Origin of the sequence: Micromonospora sp. BQ11 (assembly GCF_052068135.1) — a bacterium.
Lineage (GTDB): Bacteria > Actinomycetota > Actinomycetes > Mycobacteriales > Micromonosporaceae > Micromonospora.
Window position 1 is genome coordinate 225,422 of sequence record NZ_JBQHDB010000003.1, and the last position, 21,984, is coordinate 247,405.

At 72.2% G+C, this 21,984-nt stretch carries 22 protein-coding genes and 3 pseudogenes; 11 read left to right on the top strand and 14 right to left on the bottom strand.

Features of this window, described 5'->3' with window-relative positions; all coding sequences use genetic code 11:
• Positions 1–49: 49 nt before the first annotated feature.
• Positions 50–1,372 carry an aminotransferase class V-fold PLP-dependent enzyme gene (locus tag ACTMSW_RS08165; RefSeq protein ID WP_441179899.1) on the top strand — a complete coding sequence of 441 codons (1,323 nt, stop codon included), beginning with the start codon at positions 50–52 and terminating at the stop codon, positions 1,370–1,372.
• Positions 1,373–1,424: 52 nt separating this feature from the next.
• Here ACTMSW_RS08165 and katG read toward each other — a convergent pair whose 3' ends face one another.
• The 3 genes from katG to ACTMSW_RS08180 form a co-directional block, all read right to left on the bottom strand.
• Positions 1,425–3,701 (bottom strand): catalase/peroxidase HPI, encoded by a 2,277-nt coding sequence (gene katG / locus ACTMSW_RS08170; protein WP_441179900.1) that lies wholly within the window; start codon positions 3,699–3,701, stop codon positions 1,425–1,427.
• A 23-nt stretch (positions 3,702–3,724) separates the two neighbouring features.
• A complete protein-coding gene (locus ACTMSW_RS08175) occupies positions 3,725–4,153 on the bottom strand; it encodes a Fur family transcriptional regulator (protein WP_441179901.1) in 429 nt (142 codons plus the stop codon).
• A 99-nt stretch (positions 4,154–4,252) separates the two neighbouring features.
• The gene (locus ACTMSW_RS08180; RefSeq protein WP_441179902.1) at positions 4,253–5,131 is read right to left on the bottom strand and encodes a phytanoyl-CoA dioxygenase family protein; all 879 of its coding nucleotides are present in this window, start codon (positions 5,129–5,131) and stop codon (positions 4,253–4,255) included.
• A 93-nt stretch (positions 5,132–5,224) separates the two neighbouring features.
• Here ACTMSW_RS08180 and ACTMSW_RS08185 point away from each other — a divergent pair, with 93 nt between their 5' ends.
• The gene (locus ACTMSW_RS08185) at positions 5,225–6,088 is read left to right on the top strand and encodes a helix-turn-helix transcriptional regulator (RefSeq protein ID WP_441179903.1); all 864 of its coding nucleotides are present in this window, start codon (positions 5,225–5,227) and stop codon (positions 6,086–6,088) included.
• A 39-nt stretch (positions 6,089–6,127) separates the two neighbouring features.
• Here the strand turns inward: ACTMSW_RS08185 and ACTMSW_RS08190 are convergent, their stop codons facing one another.
• Positions 6,128–7,135: a LacI family DNA-binding transcriptional regulator gene (locus tag ACTMSW_RS08190; protein WP_441179904.1), complete on the bottom strand. Its 1,008-nt coding sequence runs from the start codon at positions 7,133–7,135 to the stop codon at positions 6,128–6,130.
• 108 nt (positions 7,136–7,243) lie between these two features.
• Between ACTMSW_RS08190 and ACTMSW_RS08195 the strand changes: the two genes are divergently transcribed.
• The 3 genes from ACTMSW_RS08195 to ACTMSW_RS08205 all read left to right on the top strand — a co-directional run bounded on the left by ACTMSW_RS08195 (position 7,244) and on the right by ACTMSW_RS08205 (position 10,615).
• Positions 7,244–8,587 carry a GH1 family beta-glucosidase gene (locus ACTMSW_RS08195; protein ID WP_441179905.1) on the top strand — a complete coding sequence of 448 codons (1,344 nt, stop codon included), beginning with the start codon at positions 7,244–7,246 and terminating at the stop codon, positions 8,585–8,587.
• Between the two features lie 178 nt (positions 8,588–8,765).
• The gene (locus tag ACTMSW_RS08200; RefSeq protein WP_441179906.1) at positions 8,766–9,698 is read left to right on the top strand and encodes a helix-turn-helix domain-containing protein; all 933 of its coding nucleotides are present in this window, start codon (positions 8,766–8,768) and stop codon (positions 9,696–9,698) included.
• A complete protein-coding gene (locus ACTMSW_RS08205) occupies positions 9,695–10,615 on the top strand; it encodes a serine hydrolase (RefSeq protein WP_441179907.1) in 921 nt (306 codons plus the stop codon). The genes ACTMSW_RS08200 and ACTMSW_RS08205 overlap by 4 nt, the downstream gene beginning before the upstream one ends.
• A 10-nt stretch (positions 10,616–10,625) precedes the next feature.
• Here ACTMSW_RS08205 and ACTMSW_RS08210 read toward each other — a convergent pair whose 3' ends face one another.
• The gene (locus tag ACTMSW_RS08210; protein ID WP_441179908.1) at positions 10,626–11,564 is read right to left on the bottom strand and encodes a threonine/serine dehydratase; all 939 of its coding nucleotides are present in this window, start codon (positions 11,562–11,564) and stop codon (positions 10,626–10,628) included.
• Between the two features lie 77 nt (positions 11,565–11,641).
• Positions 11,642–12,553, bottom strand: coding sequence for a class A beta-lactamase (gene bla / locus ACTMSW_RS08215; protein ID WP_441179909.1), 912 nt, complete (start codon positions 12,551–12,553; stop codon positions 11,642–11,644).
• A gap of 477 nt (positions 12,554–13,030) precedes the next feature.
• Here bla and ACTMSW_RS08220 point away from each other — a divergent pair, with 477 nt between their 5' ends.
• The gene (locus tag ACTMSW_RS08220) at positions 13,031–13,531 is read left to right on the top strand and encodes a hypothetical protein (protein ID WP_441179910.1); all 501 of its coding nucleotides are present in this window, start codon (positions 13,031–13,033) and stop codon (positions 13,529–13,531) included.
• Complete coding sequence (locus ACTMSW_RS08225; protein ID WP_441179911.1) at positions 13,528–14,739, top strand: low temperature requirement protein A; 1,212 nt, start codon at positions 13,528–13,530, stop codon at positions 14,737–14,739. Before ACTMSW_RS08220 ends, ACTMSW_RS08225 begins: the two co-directional genes overlap by 4 nt.
• Before the next feature lie 102 nt (positions 14,740–14,841).
• Here the strand turns inward: ACTMSW_RS08225 and ACTMSW_RS08230 are convergent, their stop codons facing one another.
• Positions 14,842–15,126: a hypothetical protein gene (locus tag ACTMSW_RS08230; RefSeq protein ID WP_441179912.1), complete on the bottom strand. Its 285-nt coding sequence runs from the start codon at positions 15,124–15,126 to the stop codon at positions 14,842–14,844.
• A gap of 72 nt (positions 15,127–15,198) precedes the next feature.
• Between ACTMSW_RS08230 and ACTMSW_RS08235 the strand changes: the two genes are divergently transcribed.
• Positions 15,199–15,483, top strand: coding sequence for an MmyB family transcriptional regulator (locus ACTMSW_RS08235; RefSeq protein ID WP_441180194.1), 285 nt, complete (start codon positions 15,199–15,201; stop codon positions 15,481–15,483).
• A 115-nt stretch (positions 15,484–15,598) separates the two neighbouring features.
• Here ACTMSW_RS08235 and ACTMSW_RS08240 read toward each other — a convergent pair.
• The 3 genes and pseudogenes from ACTMSW_RS08240 to ACTMSW_RS08250 form a co-directional block, all read right to left on the bottom strand.
• Positions 15,599–15,895, bottom strand: a pseudogene (locus ACTMSW_RS08240) (MerR family transcriptional regulator).
• 142 nt (positions 15,896–16,037) lie between these two features.
• Positions 16,038–16,229 (bottom strand): hypothetical protein, encoded by a 192-nt coding sequence (locus ACTMSW_RS08245; protein ID WP_441179913.1) that lies wholly within the window; start codon positions 16,227–16,229, stop codon positions 16,038–16,040.
• Between the two features lie 314 nt (positions 16,230–16,543).
• On the bottom strand, positions 16,544–17,563 hold the full coding sequence (locus tag ACTMSW_RS08250; protein WP_441179914.1) for an aldo/keto reductase: 1,020 nt from the start codon (positions 17,561–17,563) through the stop codon (positions 16,544–16,546).
• Positions 17,564–17,740: 177 nt separating this feature from the next.
• Here ACTMSW_RS08250 and ACTMSW_RS08255 point away from each other — a divergent pair, with 177 nt between their 5' ends.
• Positions 17,741–18,346: a TetR/AcrR family transcriptional regulator gene (locus ACTMSW_RS08255; RefSeq protein ID WP_441179915.1), complete on the top strand. Its 606-nt coding sequence runs from the start codon at positions 17,741–17,743 to the stop codon at positions 18,344–18,346.
• Between the two features lie 17 nt (positions 18,347–18,363).
• Here the strand turns inward: ACTMSW_RS08255 and ACTMSW_RS08260 are convergent.
• The 3 genes and pseudogenes from ACTMSW_RS08260 to ACTMSW_RS08270 all read right to left on the bottom strand — a co-directional run.
• Positions 18,364–18,480: pseudogene (locus ACTMSW_RS08260) on the bottom strand (DNA-binding response regulator); the annotation flags it as partial.
• Positions 18,481–18,655: 175 nt separating this feature from the next.
• Positions 18,656–19,342: pseudogene (locus ACTMSW_RS08265) on the bottom strand (SDR family oxidoreductase).
• Positions 19,343–19,378: 36 nt separating this feature from the next.
• Positions 19,379–19,948: a TetR/AcrR family transcriptional regulator gene (locus ACTMSW_RS08270; protein WP_441179916.1), complete on the bottom strand. Its 570-nt coding sequence runs from the start codon at positions 19,946–19,948 to the stop codon at positions 19,379–19,381.
• 67 nt (positions 19,949–20,015) lie between these two features.
• On the opposite strand from ACTMSW_RS08270, the gene ACTMSW_RS08275 reads away from it, so the two are divergent.
• Together ACTMSW_RS08275 and ACTMSW_RS08280 are read left to right on the top strand one after the other, a co-directional pair.
• Positions 20,016–20,507 carry an FBP domain-containing protein gene (locus tag ACTMSW_RS08275; protein ID WP_441179917.1) on the top strand — a complete coding sequence of 164 codons (492 nt, stop codon included), beginning with the start codon at positions 20,016–20,018 and terminating at the stop codon, positions 20,505–20,507.
• 192 nt (positions 20,508–20,699) lie between these two features.
• On the top strand, positions 20,700–21,278 hold the full coding sequence (locus tag ACTMSW_RS08280; RefSeq protein ID WP_441179918.1) for a dihydrofolate reductase family protein: 579 nt from the start codon (positions 20,700–20,702) through the stop codon (positions 21,276–21,278).
• Here the strand turns inward: ACTMSW_RS08280 and ACTMSW_RS08285 are convergent.
• The gene (locus ACTMSW_RS08285; RefSeq protein WP_441179919.1) at positions 21,260–21,970 is read right to left on the bottom strand and encodes a helix-turn-helix domain-containing protein; all 711 of its coding nucleotides are present in this window, start codon (positions 21,968–21,970) and stop codon (positions 21,260–21,262) included. The two genes, ACTMSW_RS08280 and ACTMSW_RS08285, sit on opposite strands and share 19 nt — an antisense overlap.
• Positions 21,971–21,984 lie beyond the last annotated feature (14 nt).

Sequence of the window (21,984 nt, forward strand, 5' to 3'; positions counted from 1 at the left end):
CGGGTCGTCGGTGACCTGTACGTGACATCGCCGGTGAACGATGGACGGCATGCAGCTCACCCGACGACACCTGCTCGGTGCAACCGCGGCAGCCGGAGTGACCGGTCTGGCCACCGGCTGCGAGGCGGACCGGGCGGGATCCGCTGCCCCCTCGGCCGCCGCCCCGGCGAGCGCCGCGCCGACCCTCGACCCGGCGAGTTGGGAGAGCGTACGCGGACAGTTCGCGCTCGACCGCACCCGTGCACACCTGGCGACGTTCGTCTTCTCGGCGCACCCCGCGCCGGTCCGCGCAGCGGTCGCCGCGCACCGCGACGGGCTCGACCGGGACGCCGTGGGTTACCTGGGCACCAACGAGCAACGGCTCGACGAGGCGGTGCTCACCGCTGCGGCGGGCCACCTGGACAGTCGCCCGGAGCAGGTCGCCCTGACTGATTCGACCACGATGGGCCTCGGTCTGGTCTACACCGCGGTCCGCCTCCGTCCGGGCGACGAGGTGTTGACCACCGAACACGACTTCTACGCCACCCACGAGTCGCTGCGGCTGCGGGCCCAGCGGGACGGGGTGACCGTCCGCCGGGTGCGCCTCTACCGGGACCCGGCGACGACGAGTGTGGACGAGGTGGTCGGCAACCTCGCGGCGGCCGTCACCGCTCGGACCCGGGTCGTCGCGCTCACCTGGGTGCACTCCAGCACCGGGGTCAAGCTGCCGATCCGGCAGCTCGCCGAGGCGGTCCGGGCGCGGAGCCCGGAGGCGCTGGTGTGCGTCGACGGGGTGCACGGCTTCGGTGCCGAGGCGGTGACCGCGGCGCAGCTCGGCTGCGACGTGCTGGTCTCCGGATGCCACAAGTGGCTGCTCGGGCCACGTGGCACCGGCCTCGTCTGGGGCAGCGAGCGGGCGTGGGGCCGCATGACACCGGTGATCCCCAGCTTCGACGGGCGCGGCATCGGCCACTGGCTGTCCGGGGGTACGGGCGCGCCGGCGCTGTCCGCCGGCCCCGCGCACACGCCCGGGGGCTACCACAGTTTCGAGCACCGGTGGGCGCTGGCCGACGCCTTCGAGTTCCACCGCCGGATCGGGTCGGAGCGGGTCGCCGCGCGCACCCGGGAGCTGGCCGACCGGCTGAAGGACGGCCTGGCCGGGACGCGTGGGGTACGGCTGGTCACCCCGCGCTCGTCCGAGCTCTCCGCCGGCATCGTCTGCTGTGACATGCCCGGGGTGCAGGTCGGCGAGGCGGTGGGCCGGCTGTACGCGGCGGGCGTGATCGCCACCAGCACCCCGTACCGACCCTCCTACCTCAGATTCGGCGCGACCATCGCCAACAACGAGGCGGACGTGGACGCGGTGCTGCGGGCGGTTCGGGAGCTGGTGTGAGTGCCCCGGCCGATCGCTGGTGGGATCGGCCGGGGCACATCGGTCGGAGCGGTCAGACGAGGTCGAACCGGTCGAGTTCCATGACCTTGGTCCACGCGGCGACGAAGTCGGAGACGAACTTGTCGCGCGCGTCCTCGCTGGCGTAGACCTCCGCGAGGGCCCGCAGCTGGGAGTTGGAGCCGAAGATGAGGTCGACCGCGGTGGCGGTCCACTTCACCTCGTCGGTGGCCAGGTCGCGGATCTCGTACACGTGCTCGTCGGACTCCGACGCCTTCCACCGGGTGCCCGGGGAGAGCAGGTTGGCGAAGAAGTCGTTGGTGAGCACGCCGGGCCGGTCGGTGAGGACGCCGTGCCGGCTGCCGGCGACGGTGGCCCCGAGGGAGCGCAGGCCGCCGACGAGGACGGTCATCTCGGGCGCGGTCAGGTTGAGCATGTAGGCACGGTCGACGAGCAGCACCTCCGGCTGGGTCTTCTCGCCGGACCGCAGGTAGTTGCGGAACCCGTCGGCACGCGGCTCGAGGACCCGGAACGACTCGACGTCGGTCTGCTCCTGGCTGGCGTCGGTGCGGCCCGGCCGGAACGGCACGGTCACCTCGACACCGGCGTCGCGCGCGGCCTTCTCGACGGCGGCCGAGCCGGCCAGCACGATGAGGTCGGCGAGCGAGATCTTCGCGCCGCCGGCGGCGTTGAACTCCCGCTGGATGCTCTCGAGGGTGGCCAGGACCGTCGCGAGCTGCTCCGGCTGGTTCACCTCCCAGCTGCGCTGCGGCTCGAGCCGGATCCGGGCACCGTTGGCGCCGCCACGCTTGTCGGTGGACCGGTAGCTCGCGGCGGAGGCCCACGCGGTGGAGACCAGCTGGTCGGTCGTGAGGCCGGACTCCAGGACCTTCGCCTTGAGGGCGGCGACGGCGGCGTCACCCACGAGCTCGTGGTCGACGGCCGGCACCGGGTCCTGCCACAGCTGGGGCTCCGCCACCCACGGCCCGAGGAAGCGGCTGACCGGACCCATGTCGCGGTGCAGCAGCTTGTACCAGGCCTTGGCGAACGCCAGCGCGAACTCGTCGGGGTTCTCCAGGAAGCGGCGCGAGATCTTCTCGTACGCCGGGTCGACGCGCAGCGCCAGGTCGGTCGTGAGCATCGTCGGCTTGTGCTTCTTCGACGGGTCGTGGGCGTCCGGGATGATCGCCTCGGCGTCCTTGGCGACCCACTGCTTCGCGCCACCGGGGCTGGTGGTGAGTTCCCACTCGTGGGCGAAGAGGATCTCGAAGAAGCGGTTGCTCCACTGCGTCGGCCGGTCGGTCCACGTCACCTCGAGGCCGCTGGTGATCGTGTCCGGGCCCTTGCCGCTGCCGTAGGTGCTCAGCCAGCCCAGGCCCTGCGTCTCCAGCGGAGCGCCCTCGGGCTCGGGGCCCACGTGGTCGTCGGCCGGGCCGGCGCCGTGGGTCTTGCCGAAGGTGTGGCCGCCGGCGATGAGGGCGACGGTCTCCTCGTCGTTCATCGCCATCCGGGCGAAGGTCTCCCGGATGAAGTGGGCCGCCGCGGCCGGGTTCGCGTTGCCGTTGGGACCCTCCGGGTTGACGTAGATGAGACCCATCTCGGTCGCCCCGACGTCGGCCGCCATCTCCTTCTCGGAGACGTAGCGCTCGTCGCCGAGCCAGGTGTCCTCCGGACCCCAGAAGATCTCCTCGGGCTCCCAGACATCCTGCCGGCCGAAGCCGAAGCCGAAGGTCTTGAAGCCCATCGACTCCAGGGCGACGTTGCCGGCGAGCACGAGCAGGTCGGCCCACGAAATCTTCTGGCCGTACTTCTGCTTGACCGGCCACAGCAGGCGGCGGGCCTTGTCGAGGTTGGCGTTGTCGGGCCAGCTGTTGAGCGGGGCGAACCGCTGGCCACCGTCGCCGGCGCCGCCGCGACCGTCGTGGATGCGGTAGGTGCCCGCGGCGTGCCAGCTCATCCGGATCATCAGGCCGCCGTAGTGGCCGAAGTCGGCCGGCCACCAGTCCTGCGAGGTGGTGAGCACCTCGGTGATGTCCCGCTTGACGGCCTCGACGTCGAGCTTGGCGAACTCCCTGGCGTAGCTGAAGCTCGGCCCCAGCGGGTTGACCTTGGACGAATGGGCGTGCAGCACCGAAAGGTCGAGCTGGTTGGGCCACCAGTCGCGGTTGGTGCGCGGACGACCTCCAGTTTTCGGGGTCGGCGAGTCGATCGCCGGGTTCTCGCTCTCGCTGCCGTGCGCGGTCACGGAGTCGTGCGCGACCGGGCAGCCGGCCGCCGCCTTCTTGTCCACGCCCTGCGCGCTGGAGGGCGTGTTGCCCTGGGTGTCGCTCATCTACATCCTTCCGAACTGACGGATTACTGAAAGGTGCGTTCGGCCGCACAGTCGGGGCAGGTGCCCCAGTAGACGACCTCCGCCTCGTCGACCACGAAACCGTGGCCGTCCGAGGCGGTGAGACAGGGAGCATGGCCGACGGCGCAGTCGACGTCGGCGATCGCGCCGCAGGAGCGGCACACGACATGGTGGTGGTTGTCACTGACCCGCGACTCGTACCGGGCGGTCGCACCGGCCGGCTGGATGCGCCGCACCAGACCGGCGTCGGTGAGCGCCCGCAGCACGTCGTACACCGCCTGGTGGGAGACCGTGGGCTGATCCGCCCGCACCAGCGCGATCACCGTGTCGGTGTCGACGTGCGGGTGGTCGCGCAACGCCGCGAGCACCGCCAACCGGGGCCGGGTCACGCGCAACGAGACCGCCCGCAACTGGGTCTCGAAGTCGGGCGTCACGCGACGACCATAGTCCAGTTTTCTGGAATGAATCAAGTTTTGCGCGATCTCAACCCGGACATCTTCCGACCGCGCGGACCGGACCGGCCACGTAGGCGTTCAGCGGGCGCAGCCACCGTCACGGTCCGGCCGGATCAGCGGCTCCGACAGGTCGGGGCAGCCCTTGTACGCGTACGGGTCCCGGCCGGCGACCATGACCACGTCGCGGTAGTCCCACTTGCCGATGTGGGTGCCGGCCGGCGGCGTGAACCAGGGCAGCAGTGACTCGGCGCTCATGTAGTGGTTGACCAGGGCCCGCCGCAGCCCGCGCGGGACGCGGTTGGGCAGCGACCGGTGCAGCAGGTACCCGTTGAAGACGACGATCGAGCCGGCGCGCACCGGCACCGGGACGGCGTCGGCGTCCCGGTAGGGAAAGTCGTACGCCTCGCTGGTGCAGTCGAAGCGGGCGTCGTCGTGCTCGCGGTCGGGGTAGATCACGCCCGGACGGTGTGAGCCGGGCAGGACCCAGAGGCACCCGTTGTCCACGGTCGCGTCGTCGAGAGCGATCCACGCGGCGGTCAGCGAGCGGTCCCGGGTGGGGATGAAGAACTCGTCCTGGTGCCACGCCTGACCGGGTCGCCCCTCACCCTTGGTGAAGAGCATGGACTGCATGGCCTTCACGTTCGGCCCGACGACGGCGGTGAGGACGGCGACGATCGCCGGGTGCGCCAGCATGTCGTGCACCGGGCGGGACAGCTTGTGCGGGAAGTGGACGCAGGCGTGCCGGCGGATCACCTCCTCGTCGTCGTCCGTTGGGCCGGCGGGTCGCAGGCCGGCCACCCGGCCGCGTTCGCCCCGGCAGATGCGCAGGGCCTCGTCCCGCAGGTGCTGCACCTCATCGGGGGCGAGGGCGTCAGGCAGCACGAGGTAGCCGTCGGCGTGGAACCGCCGCGCCCAGTCGGGCGGGGCGGAGATGGACGGAGTGATGATGGATGCCATGGTGGTTTCCTCCCGGGAAGCGACGACGCGGCAAGCATCTCGACCGCCGCAGGTCGCTGGCCATGGAGCTTCCGGCCCCGCCCATGGACGATCGTGACGTGGACCGGCGCCGAGGTCTCGGTGGTGGCCGGCCCCTCGGTGGTCGCCTACCCGCCGGGTGCACGGTACGGCCCACGGCGGCTCGCCGACTTCGAACTGGTGTGGCTGCTCAGTGGCGAGGCGCGGTGGACCTGGCGGCACGCCGGGCGCCACGGTGCGCTGACTCTGCGCCCCGGTGAGCTGCTGCTCGCCCGGCCCGGGCTGCACGACGAGTTCCGGTGGAGCGGTCACCGGACCACCCACCACGGCTATGTGCACTTCACCCTGCCGGCGGGCGCCGAGCCGGTGGACTGGCCGTGGCGGCGCCGACTGACCGAGCACGACCCGATCACCGCTCTGCTGCGCTACCTGCTGTGGGTCGGCGGCCACCACGGCGCCACCCATCCCCGAATCGCGCAGGTCGTCGGTGCGGTGGTCGACCTGTTCGGCAACGGCCCGTTGACGCCGCCGTCCCGAGTACGGCACGACCCGGTCGAACGCCTGCTGGACGCGGTGGCGACGGCCTGGGCCGCCGGGCCTCGGCCAGTCTCCCTCGCCGAGTTGAGCCGGGCCTGCGCGATGTCGCCGGCCCACCTGTCCCGGCTCTTCACCGCCCGGTACGGCACGCCACCGGGGGTCGCCCTGGAACTGGTCCGGCTGTCGCTCGCGGCAGACCTTCTGGTCCGCAGCGATCTGACCGTCGCCCGGATCGCCCGCACCGTGGGCTTCGAGGACCCGCTGTACTTCTCGCGCCGGTTCCGGCTGCGCTACGGCCAGCCCCCCTCGACATGGCGGACCGGTGGGCGCGACCCGCGAGCCCCGCTGGACCGGCGGGGGCTCGGTCCGCTGGCCTGGCGGCTGACCGACCGACACCCCTGATCCCCCCGTCCCGGGATGCGGAGGTAACCGGCCCCGCGGTCAGCGCGGCGGGGCGGTGCTGTCCCGGAGCACCAGCGAGGTGGCCAGCTCGACGCGTACGCCCTGCACCTGCCCGCCGTCGAGCTGCCGCAGCAGCAGGTGCACCGCCTCGGCACCCATCGCCTCCAGCGGCTGGCGAACCGTGGTCAGCCTCGGGGTCAGCCACCCGGCCATCGGCACGTCGTCGAAGCCGACGAGGGAGACGTCTCCCGGCACGTCCAGGCCCCGCTCCCGGCAGGCGTGCAGCGCGCCGAGAGCCTGCTCGTCATTGCCGCAGAAGATCGCCGTCGGCGGGTCCGGCAGGTCCAACAGGTCCAGCGCGTGCCGCCGGCCGCCGGTCTCGGTGAAGTCACCGAAGCGCACCAGGACGGGGTCGGGCTCGATGCCGTACGCCATCAGTCCGGCCCGCCAGCCGTCGATCCGCGCCCGGGTGCACCAGAAGGTCTCCGGGCCGCCGATGACCGCGATCCGGCGGTGGCCGAGCCGGGCGAGGTGCTCGGCGGCGCTCAGCCCGCCCTGCCAGTTGGTGACGCCCACGCTGGGCAGCCCTGCGGCCGGCTCGCCGAGCGGGTCGAGCAGCACCACCGGCACGCCGCAGCTGGTCAGCCGCTCCCCCACCCCCGGCCCGAGCGGGTCGACCACCGCGATGAGGCCCTCGGTGCCGCGGGCGAGCATGAGTTCCAGCCAGTCGCTGCCGCTGCGACGGGCCTTCGAGGTGGACAGCACGACGCCCAGGTCGGCCTCGGCGGCCGTCTCGACGACCGCCCGCGCCACCTCGTCGGCCCACGGGCTGCGCAGGTCCGCCAGGAGCAGGTCGAGGACGCCGGAGCCGCGCACCGTCCGGTCGACGTCGTAGCCGTACTTCTCCAGCAGGCCGGCGACCCGTTCCCGGGTCCGCTCCGCGACGTCGAAGCGCCCCCGCAGCACCTTGGAGACCGTGGGCGCGGAGACGCCCGCCTCGACGGCGATGGCGGCCAGGGTCGGCCGAGTCGGGCGGTGAGCAGCCACGCCACCTCTCCTTTCGGGTCGCTCACGGCAACCCTGGTTGATCGTACGTCCCGGGCAGCATAGGCTGGCGAGGCGATCGAAAGGCTTTCGATCGGGGGAGGTGTGTCGATGTTCCCCTTTCCGCAGGGCTTCGTCTGGGGCACCGCGACGGCCGCGTACCAGATCGAGGGCGCGGTCGCCGAGGACGGCCGCACACCGTCGATCTGGGACGTGTTCAGCGCGAAGCCCGGCAACGTCCGCAACGGCGACACCGGCGCGATCGCCTGCGACCACTACCACCGGGTCGACGAGGACCTGGACCTCCTGGCCGATCTGGGGGTCGACGCCTACCGGTTCTCCGTGGCCTGGCCGCGGGTCATCGACGACGCCGGCCAGGTCAACCGCAGAGGGCTGGACTTCTACCGCAGGCTCGTCGACGGGCTGCACCGGCGAGGCGTGGAGCCGTTCCTGACGCTCTACCACTGGGACCTCCCCCAGTCCCTGGAGGACCGGGGCGGCTGGACCGCCCGGGACACCGCGCTGCGGTACGTCGACTACGCGCAGGTGGTCCACGAGGCCCTGGGTGACCAGGTCCGGCACGTCACCACCTTGAACGAACCGTGGGTCTCCGCCTGGTGCGGATACGGGCTCGGCATCCACGCCCCCGGGCACGCCGATCCCGGAATGGCTCTCGCCGCCACCCACCACCTCCTGCTGGCCCACGGCCTGACCGCCGGCCGGCTGCGGGAGAAGGACCCGTCCACCCGGGTCGGGATCACGCTCAACCTGTCCCCCTGCGAGCCGGCCACCGACACCGAGGCCGACCGGGCCGCCGCACGGCGGGTCGACGGGCAGCTCAACCGCCTCTACCTGGATCCCCTACGCCGGGGCAGCTACCCGCAGGACGTGCTCGACCTGTACCGCGAGCACACCGACTACGCCTTCGTCCGTGACGGCGACCTCGCCGCGATCAACGCTCCGCTGGACTTCCTCGGCATCAACTACTACCGGCCCAACAGCGTCGCCGACCGGCCGGAGAGCTCCGATCCCCTCCGCGCCGACGTGCGGATTCCGCCCGGCGTGCCGGTCACCGCCATGGACTGGCCGGTGCAGCCCGACGCGCTGACGGACCTGCTGCACCGGGTCAGCGCCGACTACGGTCCCCTTCCGCTCTACATCACCGAGAACGGCGCCGCCTACGAGGACTACGCCGACCCCGACGGTCGGGTCCAGGACCCGCAGCGCGTCGACTTCCTCCGTGGCCACCTGCGGGCCGCGCACCGCGCGATCGAGGAGGGAGTTGACCTGCGGGGTTACTTCCTCTGGTCGCTGCTGGACAACTTCGAGTGGTCGGAAGGGTTCGCCAAGCGGTTCGGCATCGTCCACGTCGACTACCCCACGCAGCGCCGCACCTTGAAGTCGAGCGCCCACTGGTATCGCGACGTCATCGCGCGCGGCGGTCCGGACGTCTGACCGCCCGTTCCGATCGGGGCGGCGTACCGCCCCGACCGGTGCCGGCGAGGATCGCCATCCGCGGCCGATGCGCCGCCACACCGACGTCCATCCACAGGTTTCGACCAGTACGGTGGAGAACCATGCCGAGGCGGTGTCCGGCCGCGTCGTCGATGCGTTTCCGCTATAGGATCCCCAGGTGGATGTGGTTGCTGCCTGCCGGGCCTTCGTGGCCGTCAGCGGCCACGGCAGCTTCACCTCCGGCGCCGCCGCCGCGGGAATTCCGCAATCGGTCGCCAGCCGCCGCATCGCCGCCCTGGAGGAACACTTCGGCGCCCGGCTCTTCGACCGGTCCTCCCGAGCGGTCCGGTTGACTCCCTTCGGCCAGGACATGCTGCCGACGGCACGGCGCCTGGTCGACCTGGCCGACGCCATGGCCGACGACGCCGAGCGGGCGCGGCTGCGCCCACTCCGGGTCGCCGTCCCCGACATCTGCCCACCGAACCGCCTGGCCGCCCTGGTGGCCGCGGCACGACGGCAGCGAATCCACGTGGAGGTGCGGCCGGCCGGTCCGGACGAGCGCGCCCGGCTCTGCCGCACCCTCGAGGTCGGCGCCGGGATCGTGGCGGTTCCGAACGGCACGGCGTCCTGGCGGGTCCCGCTCGGGCTGGCCGCCCGGACCCCTTTCCCGGCACCGACCGTGTTCCTGGAGACCCTCCGCACCGGCCGTTCCGGCGCACAGGCACGGCGGCGGATCCTGATCCAGCCCGAGGACGACGTTCCGCACCTGCGGGATCCGTTGACCCGCGCCGGTCAGTCGGTCGGTCTGGCGCCGGCTCAGGTGACGGTCGCGCCGTCCCTCGTCGACGCCGCGGCGGCGGCGCTCAGCTCTCCCGACCTGCTGCTCTGTTCCCGCCAGCAGGCCGAGGACTTCGGGCTGCACTGGCGCCCCCTCGCCGGCCTGCGGCTCCAGCGCGGGTACGACGTCGCCGCCGGACTGCGCGAGGACCTCGACCAGTTGGGGACCGTCCTCCACGCGGACATCGCGCGCTGTCTGGGCGCCACGGGCGACGACCGGAGGCCACCCCGGGGCGGCACACCCGACGAGCCGCCGGTCGAGGAGCCGGCATGAGCGTCACCGCCGTGGTACGCAACGCGCGGGACCTGCTCGAGGAGGCGGGTCTGCACGGGGCCTTCCTCGTGCGCAACCTCGACACGGGCGAGGAGATCGGCTTCGACGCGGACGTCCCGTACCCGGCGGCGTCGCTGGTGAAGGTGCCGCTGGCGGTCGCCGTCGGAGAACGGGTGGCGCGAGGGGAACTCGACCCGGCGATGCCGGTCGACGTCGCGCCCGGTCGGATCACCACACCGGGGCCGACCGGGCTGAGCCGGTTCCGGCACCCCGCGCGGATCGCCCTGGAGGACCTGCTCTACCTGAGCACCTCCGTCAGTGACGGCGTCGCCGCCGACGCTCTGTTCGACCTCACTCCACCCGCCGTGGTCGCCGCCGAGCTGGGGCGACTGGGTATCGAGGGCATCGCCGTACGGCACCGCGTCGGCGACCTCGCCGACACGCCGGCGGAACGGCTCGGTCCCGAGGAGGCGCACCTGGCCCACTCCCTCGCCATCGGCGCCGTGACACCCGGGCAGGGCCACCCCGTCGCCCAGCTCGACGTCACCCGCGCCAACGCCGGGTCGGCACGGGCCTTCGTCGACCTGCTCCAGGCCGTCTGGCGGCCCTCGGCGATCCACGAGACCACCGCCGCCCGGGTACGCGGGCTGATGGGCGACAACCTGCTCCGGCAGCGGCTGGCCCCCGACTTCACCTCAGACGCCTCCCGCTGGTCCTCGAAGACCGGCACCCTGCTGCACCTGCGGCACGAGGTGGGCGTGGTGGACCACGCCGACGGGCAGTCGTACGCGGTCGCGGCGCTGACCGCCTCCCGCGTGCCGGCCGTCGCACAGCCCGGCAGCGAGGCGACGATGGCCCACGTCGCGCGTACGCTGCACGACCACCTGAGGGCGGGATCCCTGCCCTGGTGGGGTTAGCGCGGCACCGCTACGACAGGTCGTGCGGCCCGGTGTTCGCTCCGCACAGCACGACCGCCACCCGTTCACCCGGCGCGGGCAGGTAGGCGCCCGACGTCAGCGCGGCCAGGGCGACGGCCGCACCGTGCTCGACGGCGATCCGCCAGTCCCGCCACAGACTCCGGCGGGCGGCCACGATGTCCTCCTCGGTGACCAGCACGGAACGGACACCCGTGCGTACCGCCACGTCGAAGGCGATGGTGCCGACGCGGCGGGCGCCCAGGGAGTCGGCGGCGACCCCGGCCACGCCGACGTCGACCGGCGTTCCGGCCGCCAGCGCCGCGTGCAGCGTCGGCGCGGCCGCCGGTTCGACCGCCACCACCCGGGCAACGCCCTCCAGCGCCGCCGCGACCCCGGCCATCAGTCCGCCACCGCCGACGGCCACCAGGACCGTGTCGAGGGCACCCTCGGTCTGGTCCTGCACCTCCAGACCGAGGGTGCCCGCGCCGGCGACGATCTCCGGCTGGTCGTACGCGTGGCAGTACACCGCGCCCGTCGTGGCGGCGTACTCGACGGCGGCCTCGTACGCCTCGGCGTACTCGCTGCCCCGCGTGACCACCGTCGCGCCGTACGCCCGCAGTCCGTCGACCTTGACCTGCGGCGCGCCGTGCGGCACGAACACCGTCGCCGGGACGCCGAGGTGCGTCGCGGCCCAGGCGTTGGCGAGACCGGCGTTGCCACCGGAGGCCACCACGACGCCGACGGACGGGTCGAGGTGGCCCTGTTCCTTGGCCGACAGGATCCGGTTGACCGCACCGCGCGCCTTGAACGACCCGGTGTGCTGCAGGAACTCCAGCTTGAACACGGTCCCCGCCGGAACGAGGTCGGGGCCGGCGGTCACCACCGGCGTGCGCCGGATCTGCCCGGCGGTACGCCCCGCGGCGTCCACCACGTCGGCACGAGTGATCATCGAGGCGTCCTCCCACAGCGGATCGGGTCGTTCGACAAGGATGTCACCCGTGCGTACCAGGACCGCCCGCCCGCCCCTCACAGCTGGGCGACGACCACCTCCGTCGCCCGGGCGATGAGGGCGTTGTCGTAGCCGGCGTCCTTCTCGTCCCGGCTGGACAGCACCGAGAGCACGATCGGCGCGCGATCCGGCGGCCAGATCACCGCGATGTCGTTGCGGGTGCCGTACCCGGCGGCGCCGGTCTTGTCGCCGACGACCCAGCCCTCGGGCACCCCGGCGCGGATCAGGGCGCCGCCGGTGGTGTTGCCCCGCAGCCAGCCGGCGAGGAGGTCGCGGTCCGCCGGGTCGAGGGCGTCGGCGACGGCGTACGCCCGCAGGTCGTCGGTCAGGGCCCGGGCGGTGCTGGTGTCCCGCCGGTCGCCCGGCGTCGCCTCGTTGAGCTCGGTCTCGTAGCGGGCCGCGTCGGTGACCTTGTCGCCGACCTCCTGCAGTTCCTTCTCGAAGCGCTGCGGTCCCCCGAGGTGGCGCAGCAGCAGGTTGCCCGCCGTGTTGTCGCTGTACCGGACGGCCGCGTCAGCGAGGGCGCGCAGCGTCATGCCCTCGGCCACGTGCTGCTCGGTGATCGGCGAGTAGGTGACCAGGTCGTCCGCCGAGTACCGCACCACCCGGTCCAGTTCGGCGTCGGTGGTCTCGTCGAGGACCTCGGCGGCGGCCAGCGCCTTGTAGGTCGAGGCGTACGCGAACCGCTCGTCGGCCCGGTACCCCACCGTCCGACCCGTTCCGGTGTCGATCGCGTAGACCCCCAGCCGCGCGTCGAACGTCTCCTCCAGCCGTCGGAACTCCAGGTCGGGCGCGGGCGAAGCGGTGTCCGCCACCACACGGTCCTGCGCCCGCACCTCGGCCGCGTCAGCGGTGCCACACGCGACCAGGGGGATCAGGGCCGAGGCCGCGGTCACCGCCGTCGCCAGACGTCGTGTCGACAGTGCCATCTTCACTCCTTCTCCGTACCGTAGGCCGACCCGGTGGACCGGGTCGGTCGGGCAGGAGTCGACCCTGACAGGCGTCCGGCATGCTGTCGAAGACAGAAGTCGTGGCCTTCATGCCGATCCGGCATCGCGCCCCAACGGCGACGAGTCAGCCCCTCTCCGCGGCCTTGCGGCGTGAGCGGGCCCGTACATGGGCTTGCTCACGCTGAAGACCAGCAGGGCCAGCACCTCGGCCGGCGCCGGATCCACGGCGCCGAACCTTGCGGTACCGGGTGTCGAACTCGGCCGCCAGGCCCTGGGTCGGCCCGGACAGAGGTGTCCGGGCCGACCCACCGTGCGCCGTCCCGGCAGCACGATCGAGCGACTCCGGACGAGGCCGCCCACCCGCCCGGACGGCCACGGTTTGAATAGGTGACGGAGTTCTCGGCCACGACGGCGCGCACGGCCGCTCCGGTCAGGAGGAGCGCGCACTGCCGGGGCATGCGCGACCCCAGGGTCATCGAGGGAGAGGTCGACGCCGTGCGGATCGAGGATGACCGGCTTTCCGGGGTGTGCCTGCGCTCCGGCGCCGTGGTCGCCTGTCAGGCACTGGTCGTCGCACCACGGTTCGTCGCCCGCGCCGAGGTGCTCGAGTCCCTCGGCTTCGTCGTCGGCGCCGGCCTGACCGAGATGGCGGTGGACGGCCATTCCATCGGCACGTACGTCACCGCCGAGCCCACCGGCGCCACGACGGTGCCGGGCGTATGGGTGGCGGGCAACGTCGTGGACCCGCGCGCGCGGGTCATCAGCTCCGCGGCCGCCGGTCTCACTGCGGCGGGCGCCATCAACGCCGCCCTCGTGGCCGAGGACACCCGCCGAGCCGTGGCGGACCGACGTGTCGCGCAGGAGAACCCGCGAGGTACGGACCGAAGCGGCTCCTCGCCGCGGGCCGACCAGGACCTCGCGACCAGGATGCGCGATGCACGCGGCGACGGGCTGTGACGACCCGTCCCTCCGCCGAGGGGTCGGCGCGGCGGGACACGGCTCAAGGACTGCGACCCCTGCACCGGCCGATCCAGGGGCGCCGGCCGGACGAGCGGCATCGCAGGGTCACGCCGCTGGAACTCTTCTTCGACCTCTGCTTCGTCGTGGCGGTGGCTCAGGCGGCGGACAACCTGCACCACGAGGTGTCGGAGGGCCACCTCGCCCATGCCGTGACCAGCTATCTCATGGTTTTCGTCGCCGTCTGGTGGGCGTGGATGAACTTCACCTGGTTCGCCTCCGCGTACGACACCGACGACGACGTCTTCCGCCTCACCACGCTGGTGCAGATCACCGGGGCGCTGATCCTCGCCGCCGGCGTTCCAGCGGCGTTCACCGACAACGACTACACCACCACCACCGTCGGGTACGTGATGATGCGGCTGGGCGGCATCACGCACTGGATCCGAGCGGCACGAGGGGATCCGGCACACCGAGCCACGGCCGCCACGTTCGCGGTCGGCGTGACGCTCCTCCAACTCGGCTGGCTGTTGCGGCTCCTGCTGCCGGCCGGCTGGGTGATCCCCTCGGTCCTGCTGCTCTTCGCGGCCGAACTGCTCGTGCCGGTGATCGCCGAGCGACACGGCATGACTCCGTGGCACCCACGGCACATCGTCGAGCGGTACGAGCTGTTCACGCTGATCGTGCTCGGTGAGTCGGTGCTGGCCACGGCGGTGGCCATCCAGGCCGGCGTGGACGCCGGTGACGAAGGACTGTGGCCGCTGGCGGCTGCCGGTGCCCTCACCGCCTATGCCGTCTGGTGGCTTCAGTTCGACCGTCCGATCGACGTTTCCTCCCGCCCCAGCCTGGCCTTCACCTGGGGGTACGGGCACTATCTGATCTTCGCCTCGATCGCCGCGATCGGTGCCGGGCTCGCGGTCGCGATCGACCGGCAGCGCCAGGTGGGACACGCCGACGCGAGGACCGCCGGGTACGCGGTCGCCCTGCCGGTCGCGACCTACCTGACGGCGTTCTGGGTCCTGCGTGTGCTGCCTCGGCAACGCGGCCTCATCGTGCTGGCATTTCCGGTGACGGCGATCGGGATGCTCGTCGTGCCCCTGGGTCCCGCACCGGTGTACCTCGTCGCCGTCCTGATGGTGGTCCTGGTGGCCCTGACCGTCCTCGACCGCTGGTGGAGGCTGCGCGAAGACCACGACGGCGGTCGGTGACCCGCGGCCACCGCCCGGCCGGACAGGTCTCCCCTGCCGATCGCGCGGTGACCGCGAACCGTCCCGGCGCTGTCGAGGCGGACGCGAAGCCGTCTCAGACGGTCACGGCGCCTCGGACGTCGACTTCACGTCGGCGGGCGTGGTCCGCGCCGCCGGGAGGATCAGCGCGACGGCCGCACCGACGAGCGTGAGCAGGGCGGCCGTGAGACCCGCCGTACGCAGCCCCGGTACGCGGGTGGGGCCGGTCGTGGCGGTGACCCCGGCGTTCGCGATCGCCACCAGGATCGCCAGGCCGGCCGCACCGCCGATCTGCTGGGTGGTGGACGCCATGGCGGAGGCGATGCCCTGATGGTGCGGGACCACGCCGGTGGCCGCCGCGGCGAACATCGCCGTCCAGGTGAGGCCCTGGCCGACGCTGAGCAGGACGATGCCGGGCAGCAGGGCAGGTAATCAAAGCGCCTGGCCCAGGTGTGCGAGGGCCTGCTCGCACGCAGCGCCCGGTTCCGCGAGATCTGGCGGGACAACGAGGCGCGCGGCAAGCAGCTCGAGGTTAAGACGTTCCACCACCCCGAGGTGGGGCCGCTGACCCTGCGGATGCAGGCCTTCGACGTGCGGGCAGCCGCCGGGCCAGCAACTCGTCGTCTACCACGCCGAACCCGGATCGGCGAGTGCCCAGGCGCTGCGGCTGCTGGGCAGCCTGGTGGCCAGCCGTACCGATACCGTCGCCCGCCATACGCGTCGTGATCACCGAGGACGAGTCGCTGCTGCGGGAGGGCATGGCACTGCTCCTGCACGCCGAGGGGGTCGACGTGGTGGCCACCGCCGACACTCCGGACGGTCTGCGCCCTGTGCGGGCGAATCAGACCGGCCCGCGGGCAGCCGTGATGACCTGGTCGAGACGCTCGCGGGTCTCCGACAGGCTGCGGATCTGGGCCTCCACACGGTCCCGCTCGGCCACGAGCCGGGCCACCATGTCCGGGGTGGCGGCACCGGTGTGCACGCAGGGCAGCAGTCCCACGATCACCCTGCTGCTGAGTCCGGCGGCGTAGAGGGCCTGGATCCACCGCACACGCCCCGCCGCGTCGGTCGGGTAGTGCCGCTGACCGCTCGCGCTCCGTGTCGAGCTGAGCAGTCCCTGTTCCTCGTATTACCCCAGGGCCCGGGTGCTGACGCCGGTCGCGGCAACATCGCCGTGTCAACTTCCCGATCTCTACGCCTGTCGATGCCGCCCAGGACGACGTCCTGGGCGGCGTCACCGGACGCGTGGCCAAAGGCCCTCGACGCGCCGGCCACCACGATCACCCTGCCGGTGTCGGGCGGCTCCCGCGCCGCCGAACCTCCGTACCCGTGACCTCGCCCAGCCCGTGGCGTCGGTCGCCGAGCAGCAGCTCACAGACCTCGGCCTCGATGCGTGGCGAGAAGGCAGCGTCCCGTGCGTCGGCCGAGGGTTCTCCCCCGCCGGTGGTCGTGTCCTCGGACATGTGTGACATCAGTACCTCCTCCCACCAGCGTCCGGCTCCGCCGGGCATTGCTCCAGCCGTGTTGCCGTCCCGGCAAACGGTGACCCGGACGTCCGTCGGGTACGGCGTCGGCTCCTCCGCTCGTCGGCGTTCTCGCGTGGTGGTGGCATGGATGCTGCTTTCGGGTGGACGAGTGGGGCGGAGGGCGGCCGTACCTTGCTGATGGCGCCGTCCGGGGAGCGCCCGAGTTTGCGTGCGCCGCGGGCCGGCTCGGGCCGGCCCGCGGCGCGCCGGTCCACCGGCGGCGGGGTCCGCCCGTCGCCCCTGCTCGGAGCGACGAGGGATCAGCGACGTCGCAGCGACGCGTCGAGCAGCGCGGGCGGCGTGTCGTTCTTCTCCTGGGCGGCGAGGTCGACACCGGGAGCGACGATCGCGTCGATCGCGTCGAGTACGTCGGCGGAGAGCACGGTGTCCGCGGCGGCGAGCTGGGAGTGCAGGTGGTCCATGGTGCGAGGACCGATGATGGCGCTGGTCACGGCGGGGTGCGCGGTGACGAAGCCGAGGGCGAGCTGGATCATGGTCAGGCCGGCCTGGTCGGCGACCGTGGCCAGCTGCTCGACGGCGTCGAGTCGGGCCCGGTTGGCGGGAATCGCGGTGTCGAAACGCTGCGGCATGAATGCCGAGCGGCTGGTGGCGATCTCCTGACCCGCGCGGATCGCGCCGGACAGCCAGCCCGAGGCCAGAGGGCTCCAGGCGAGCACGCCGAGTTCGTACTGCTCGGTCACGGGCAGGACGTGGGTCTCGGCCCCGCGCTGCAGGATCGAGTAGCTGGGCTGTTCGGTGACGTACCGACCCAGGTGGTTCTCCCGCGCGGCCCACTGGGCCTGCACGATCCGGTATGCCGGGAACGTCGAGGAGCCGAAGTAGCGGATCTTTCCTGCGCGCTGCAGGTCGGTCAGGGCCGACAGCGTCTCGTCGTCGCCGGTGCGCGGATCCCACCGGTGGATCTGGTAGAGGTCGATGTGGTTGACGCCGAGCCGGCGCAGGCTGTTGTCCAGCTCGGTGATCAACCAGCGCCGGGAACTGCCCTGGTGGTTGCGCTCGTCACCCATGGGCAGGCCCGCCTTGGTGGCCAGCACGACGTCGTCGCGACGGCCGGCGACGGCCTTGCCGACCATCTCCTCGGACTGGCCCCCGCTGTACACGTCGGCGGTGTCGATGAGGTTGACGCCCGCGTCGAGGGCGGCGCCCACGATCGCGGTGACCTCGTCCTGGGTGGTTCGTCCGATCTTGCCGAAGTTCATCGCGCCGAGCACGAGGGTGCTGACCTGCACACCGGTACGACCCAAGGTGCGGTACTGCATGGTTTTTCCTCCTCGGCGGGGAAGGTTCGTCTCGTCGGAGGCTTCCCCGCCCTGCTGGTGTCTATTTGGTCCGCCCGGCCCTGTTCTGGCATCCTGAACAAGCGGAGCGTTGTTCCGCTAGCCAACATACGGAACACGGTTCCGTTTTGCCAGTGGAGTGACGGAGGTAACGGCGGAATGGTCGACGGGGCCGGCGAGAAGGGGCAGCCCGCCCCGCGGATGCGGGCGGACGCGCGGCGCAACCAGGAGGCGCTGCTGGACGCGGCCGCCGCGGCTTTCGTCGCCTCCGGCGTCGACGTGCCCGTGCGCGACATCGCCGCCAGGGCCGGCGTCGGCGTGGGTACGATCTACCGCCACTTCCCGAGCCGGGCGGATCTCATCGTCGCCGTCTACCGGCACCAGGTCGAGGCGTGTGCCGCGGCCGGCCCGGAACTGCTGGCGAACAGCAGCAGCCCGCACGCCGCGCTGGTGCGGTGGATCGACCTGTTCGTCGACTTCCTGGTGACCAAGCACGGCCTCGCCGAAGCGCTGCAGTCCGACGATGCCGCCTTCCAGACCCTCCACGCCTACTTCGTCGACCGCCTCGTCCCGGTGTGCGGCCGCCTTCTCGACGCCGCCGCGACGGCGGGCGAGATCAATCCCGACCTGGCTCCCTACGAACTGCTGCGCGGCGTCGGCAATCTCTGCATCGGTGCGGACGACACCCGCTACGACCCCCGCCATCTGGTGGAGCTCGTCCTTGCGGGACTGCGTCGCGGTCCGGACAGCAGCCGGACGAGTTGAGTCGAGCCGGGCGAGGGCACCGCCCGCGTGCGACCGGTTCGCGGCTTCAACCGCCGAGTGACCCCGTAGACGACGTTCTTCACGGTGCGTTCGGAGTATCGCAGCCGCTCCGCGACCTGCGCCGTACCCAGTCCCTGCGGGCCCGGCGACTGCTCACACCCGCCACTCCTGCCTCGGGCCGCCGCCGCGCGTCATCTTCTTCAGCACTTTCGGGTAGCGCGGCGACGGACGACGGTGCAGCCGGCCCGGTGGGCCGCCCGGCTCGACGTCCTCGACGACCGTCGGCCCACACGGTGGCCGGTCGAGCGGTCAGACGGCGCCGCCGTTGACGAAGACGGTCTGCCCGTTGATCCACCGCGCCGGCCCGGCGAGCGAGGCGACCACCTCGGCGATGTCCTCCGGGGTGCCCAGCCGCCCCATCGGGTTCTGACTCGCCATCTGCGCGACCAGTTCGTCGCTCTTGCCGTCGAGGAACAGCGCCGTGGCGGCGGGCCCGGGAGCGACCGCGTTGACGGTGACGTCGCGTCCCCGCAGCTCCTTGGCGAGGATCGGCACCAACGCCTCCACGGCGGCCTTGCTCGCTGCGTACGCCGAATACGTCGGAATCCGGAACCGCGTCACCGACGTCGAGAGGGCGATGATCGCGCCGCCGGAGCGCACCCGGCGGGCGGCCTGCTGGCCGACCACGAAGGCGCCCCGCACGTTCGTCCGGTGGATCCGGTCGAACTCGTCGAGATCCAACTCCGCCAGCGGCGACAGCCGCATGATGCCCGCGGCGTTGACCACGACCTCCACGCCGCCGTACACCTGCTCCGCCGTGTCGAACAGCGCCGCGACCGCGTCCGGCTGGACCACGTCGGCCCGGACGGTCACCGCCGTGCCGCCGGCTTCCTCGATCGCGGCGACGGTGGCCTTCGCCTCCGCCTCGTTGCCCGCCTAGCCGACCACGATCGCCTGACCGTCGGCGGCCAGCGGCTGCGCGACCGCACGGCCGATCCCGCGAGAAGAGGAGGTGCGGTGATCGAGCCCCGGTCAAGCCGGAGGCCAGTTGCGGAGCAGCGCGTCGAGAGCGTCGAGAATCCGTGACCAGGTTTCCTGCGTGTCGGGGGCGCTGTGGCTGAAGCCGCCGCCCAGCTCGAGGCTGACGTAACCGTGGAACACGCTGCCGAGCAGTCGGACCGCGTGCGTCTGATCCGGCTCCGTCAGGTCGTAGCCGCGCAGGATGGCCCTCGTCATCTGCGCGTGCCGGCCGCCGGCACTGGCCGCAGCCGCCTGCGGGTCCAGCCGAAGCTGGGTCGCGGCGTAGCGGCCGGGGTGCTCCCGGGCATAGTCGCGGTAGACGTCGGCGAGGGCGGTCAGGGCGTCCTTGCCGGCCCGTCCGGCCACGGCGTCGGCGGCCCGGTCGGCGAGTTCCTCCAGGGCCAACAGCGCGATCCTGGTCTTGAGATCCCCGGAGCTCTTCACGTGCGAGTACAGGCTCGCGACCTTGACGTCGAAACGCCGGGCTAGCGCCGAGACGGTCACCTGGTCGAAGCCGGCCTCGTCGGCCAGTTCCGCTCCCGCCCGGGTCAGCCGTTCCGTGGTGAGCCCCACGCGCGCCATACCCCTCCCTTCGGCTACAGGTACAAGCTTTTTGCCTAATGGCTATAGGCAAACTACCATGGCTTTCATGGAACCGTTGACCGAGCAGGAGATTCGCGCCGCGTTCGTGAACTGCACGAAAGGCCAGGCGAAGCGCGCCTTCGTTCCACGCGACCTGGTCGACCGCCCCTGGAAGGACCTGGACTTCCTCGGCTGGCGAGACCCGCAGGCACCCGAGCGCGCCTACCTGGCCGCCCGGGTGGACGGCCAGGCGCGGGCCCTCGTGCTGCGCAGTCCCCGGCCGACCACCTCGCAGCCCCGGCGCAGCATGTGCTCGATGTGCCTGACCACCCACAGCGGCGGGGTCACCCTGATGGTCGCGCCGAAGGCCGGCAAGGCCGGCCAGCAGGGCAACTCGGTGGGCACGTACATCTGCAGCGACCTCGCCTGCTCGCTGTACGTACGGGGCAGGAAGGACGCCGGCGCCGGCGGACGGCTCCACGAGTCGCTCACCGAGGAGGAGAAGATCCAGCGGACCGCGGCCCACCTCGCCGCGTTCATCGCCCGGGTGACCGCATGACCGTACGGAATCAGGTTCGCCCACGGCGGCAGTCCACCATCGCCGAGGTCGCCGCCCCCTGCGCCGCATCGTCTGGGTGGCGGCGTTGCCCGGTACGCGTCCGGAACCTGCTGTCGTTTCCGTCCAAGACGACGACTCGGCCTTGATCTAGCGTGGACCGAGCAGCTCGCCCGAACATGAGGAGACAGCACGATGCGTAACCTGGTCTACACCGGTTTCATGTCGCTCGACGGCGTCGTCGACTCGCCCGGCGGCGGGCCGGGTGAGGAGCACCGCAGCGGCGGCTGGGTGTTCAAGGACCTGGAGTTCGTCCCAGAAGCCTGGTCACTGAAGGGTGAGGAGCTCACCGAGACGACGGCGCTGATGTTCGGTCGTCGCAGCTACGAGGCGTTCGCGCCGGTCTGGCCCGGCTCGGAGGACCACGCCGGCTACAAGGAACTGCCCAAGTACGTGGTGTCGACCACGCTGTCGGACGACGCCCTCGTCGACGGATGGGGGCCGACGACGATCCTGCGCTCGACCGAGGACGTCGCCGCGCTCAAGGAGGGCGAGGGCGGCGCGATCTTCATCCACGGAAGCGCGGAGCTGGCCCGGCGGCTGTCCGACGCGGGCCTGATCGACCAGTACAACCTGCTCGTCTTCCCCGTGCTGCTGAGTGCCGGGAAGAGCCTGTTCGGCCGGGCCGACCGAGGCAAGCAGATGCTGGCGCTGCGGGAGTCCGAGACCTACTCGAACGGGATCCTGAAGCTGGTCTACGACGTCAGGCGCTGATCCAGGTCGAGGCCGATCGCGCCGCCGACGCCCTCGCGCAGTTGCCGTGCGGTGCGTCCGACGTAGGAGCGTAGTGCTCGCGCCAGGTGCGGCTCGTCGAAGTAGTCGAGCTTGGCAACGACGTCGGCGGCCGGGTCGCCGGCAGCCAGCAGCTCCGCTGCCGTGCGGGCCCGTTCGATCTGCCGGACCGCGCCCCGCGTCAGTCCGGTCGCCGCGCGGAACCGGCGCTCGACCGTGCGCTCGGAGACGGCCGGGCGGTGACCCCGCAGCACCTCGGCGACGAGCGGGTCACGGACCACGATCCCGGCCCGGACGAGACTCTCGACCAGGGCCTCGGCATCGTCGGGGCCGGGCGTCTCCCAGCACGCGCCGTCCAGCCGGAACGTCCGGCGCGTGGTGTCGGGGAGTTCGATGCCGCCGTCGACCAGCACCGACGCGGGCACGGCCCGCAACGAGGTGCCCACGGCGAACTCGATGCCCGTGAAGGTGGCACCCTCCGGCACCGGCGCCGTGCCGGTCCGGGTCTCGGGGCCGGTGACACCCGCGTACGCCTGGCCAGCCTGCTGCCAGAACACCAGGCCCCACCGCACCCCGGCGACGGACGTCATCGCCGTGGCCCGCTCGCTCGTGCACGTCCACACGGTGTCGACCCATGGCGAGTCGGACCGACGCGTCTCGAACCGCAGCCCCACGGCCGAACGATACG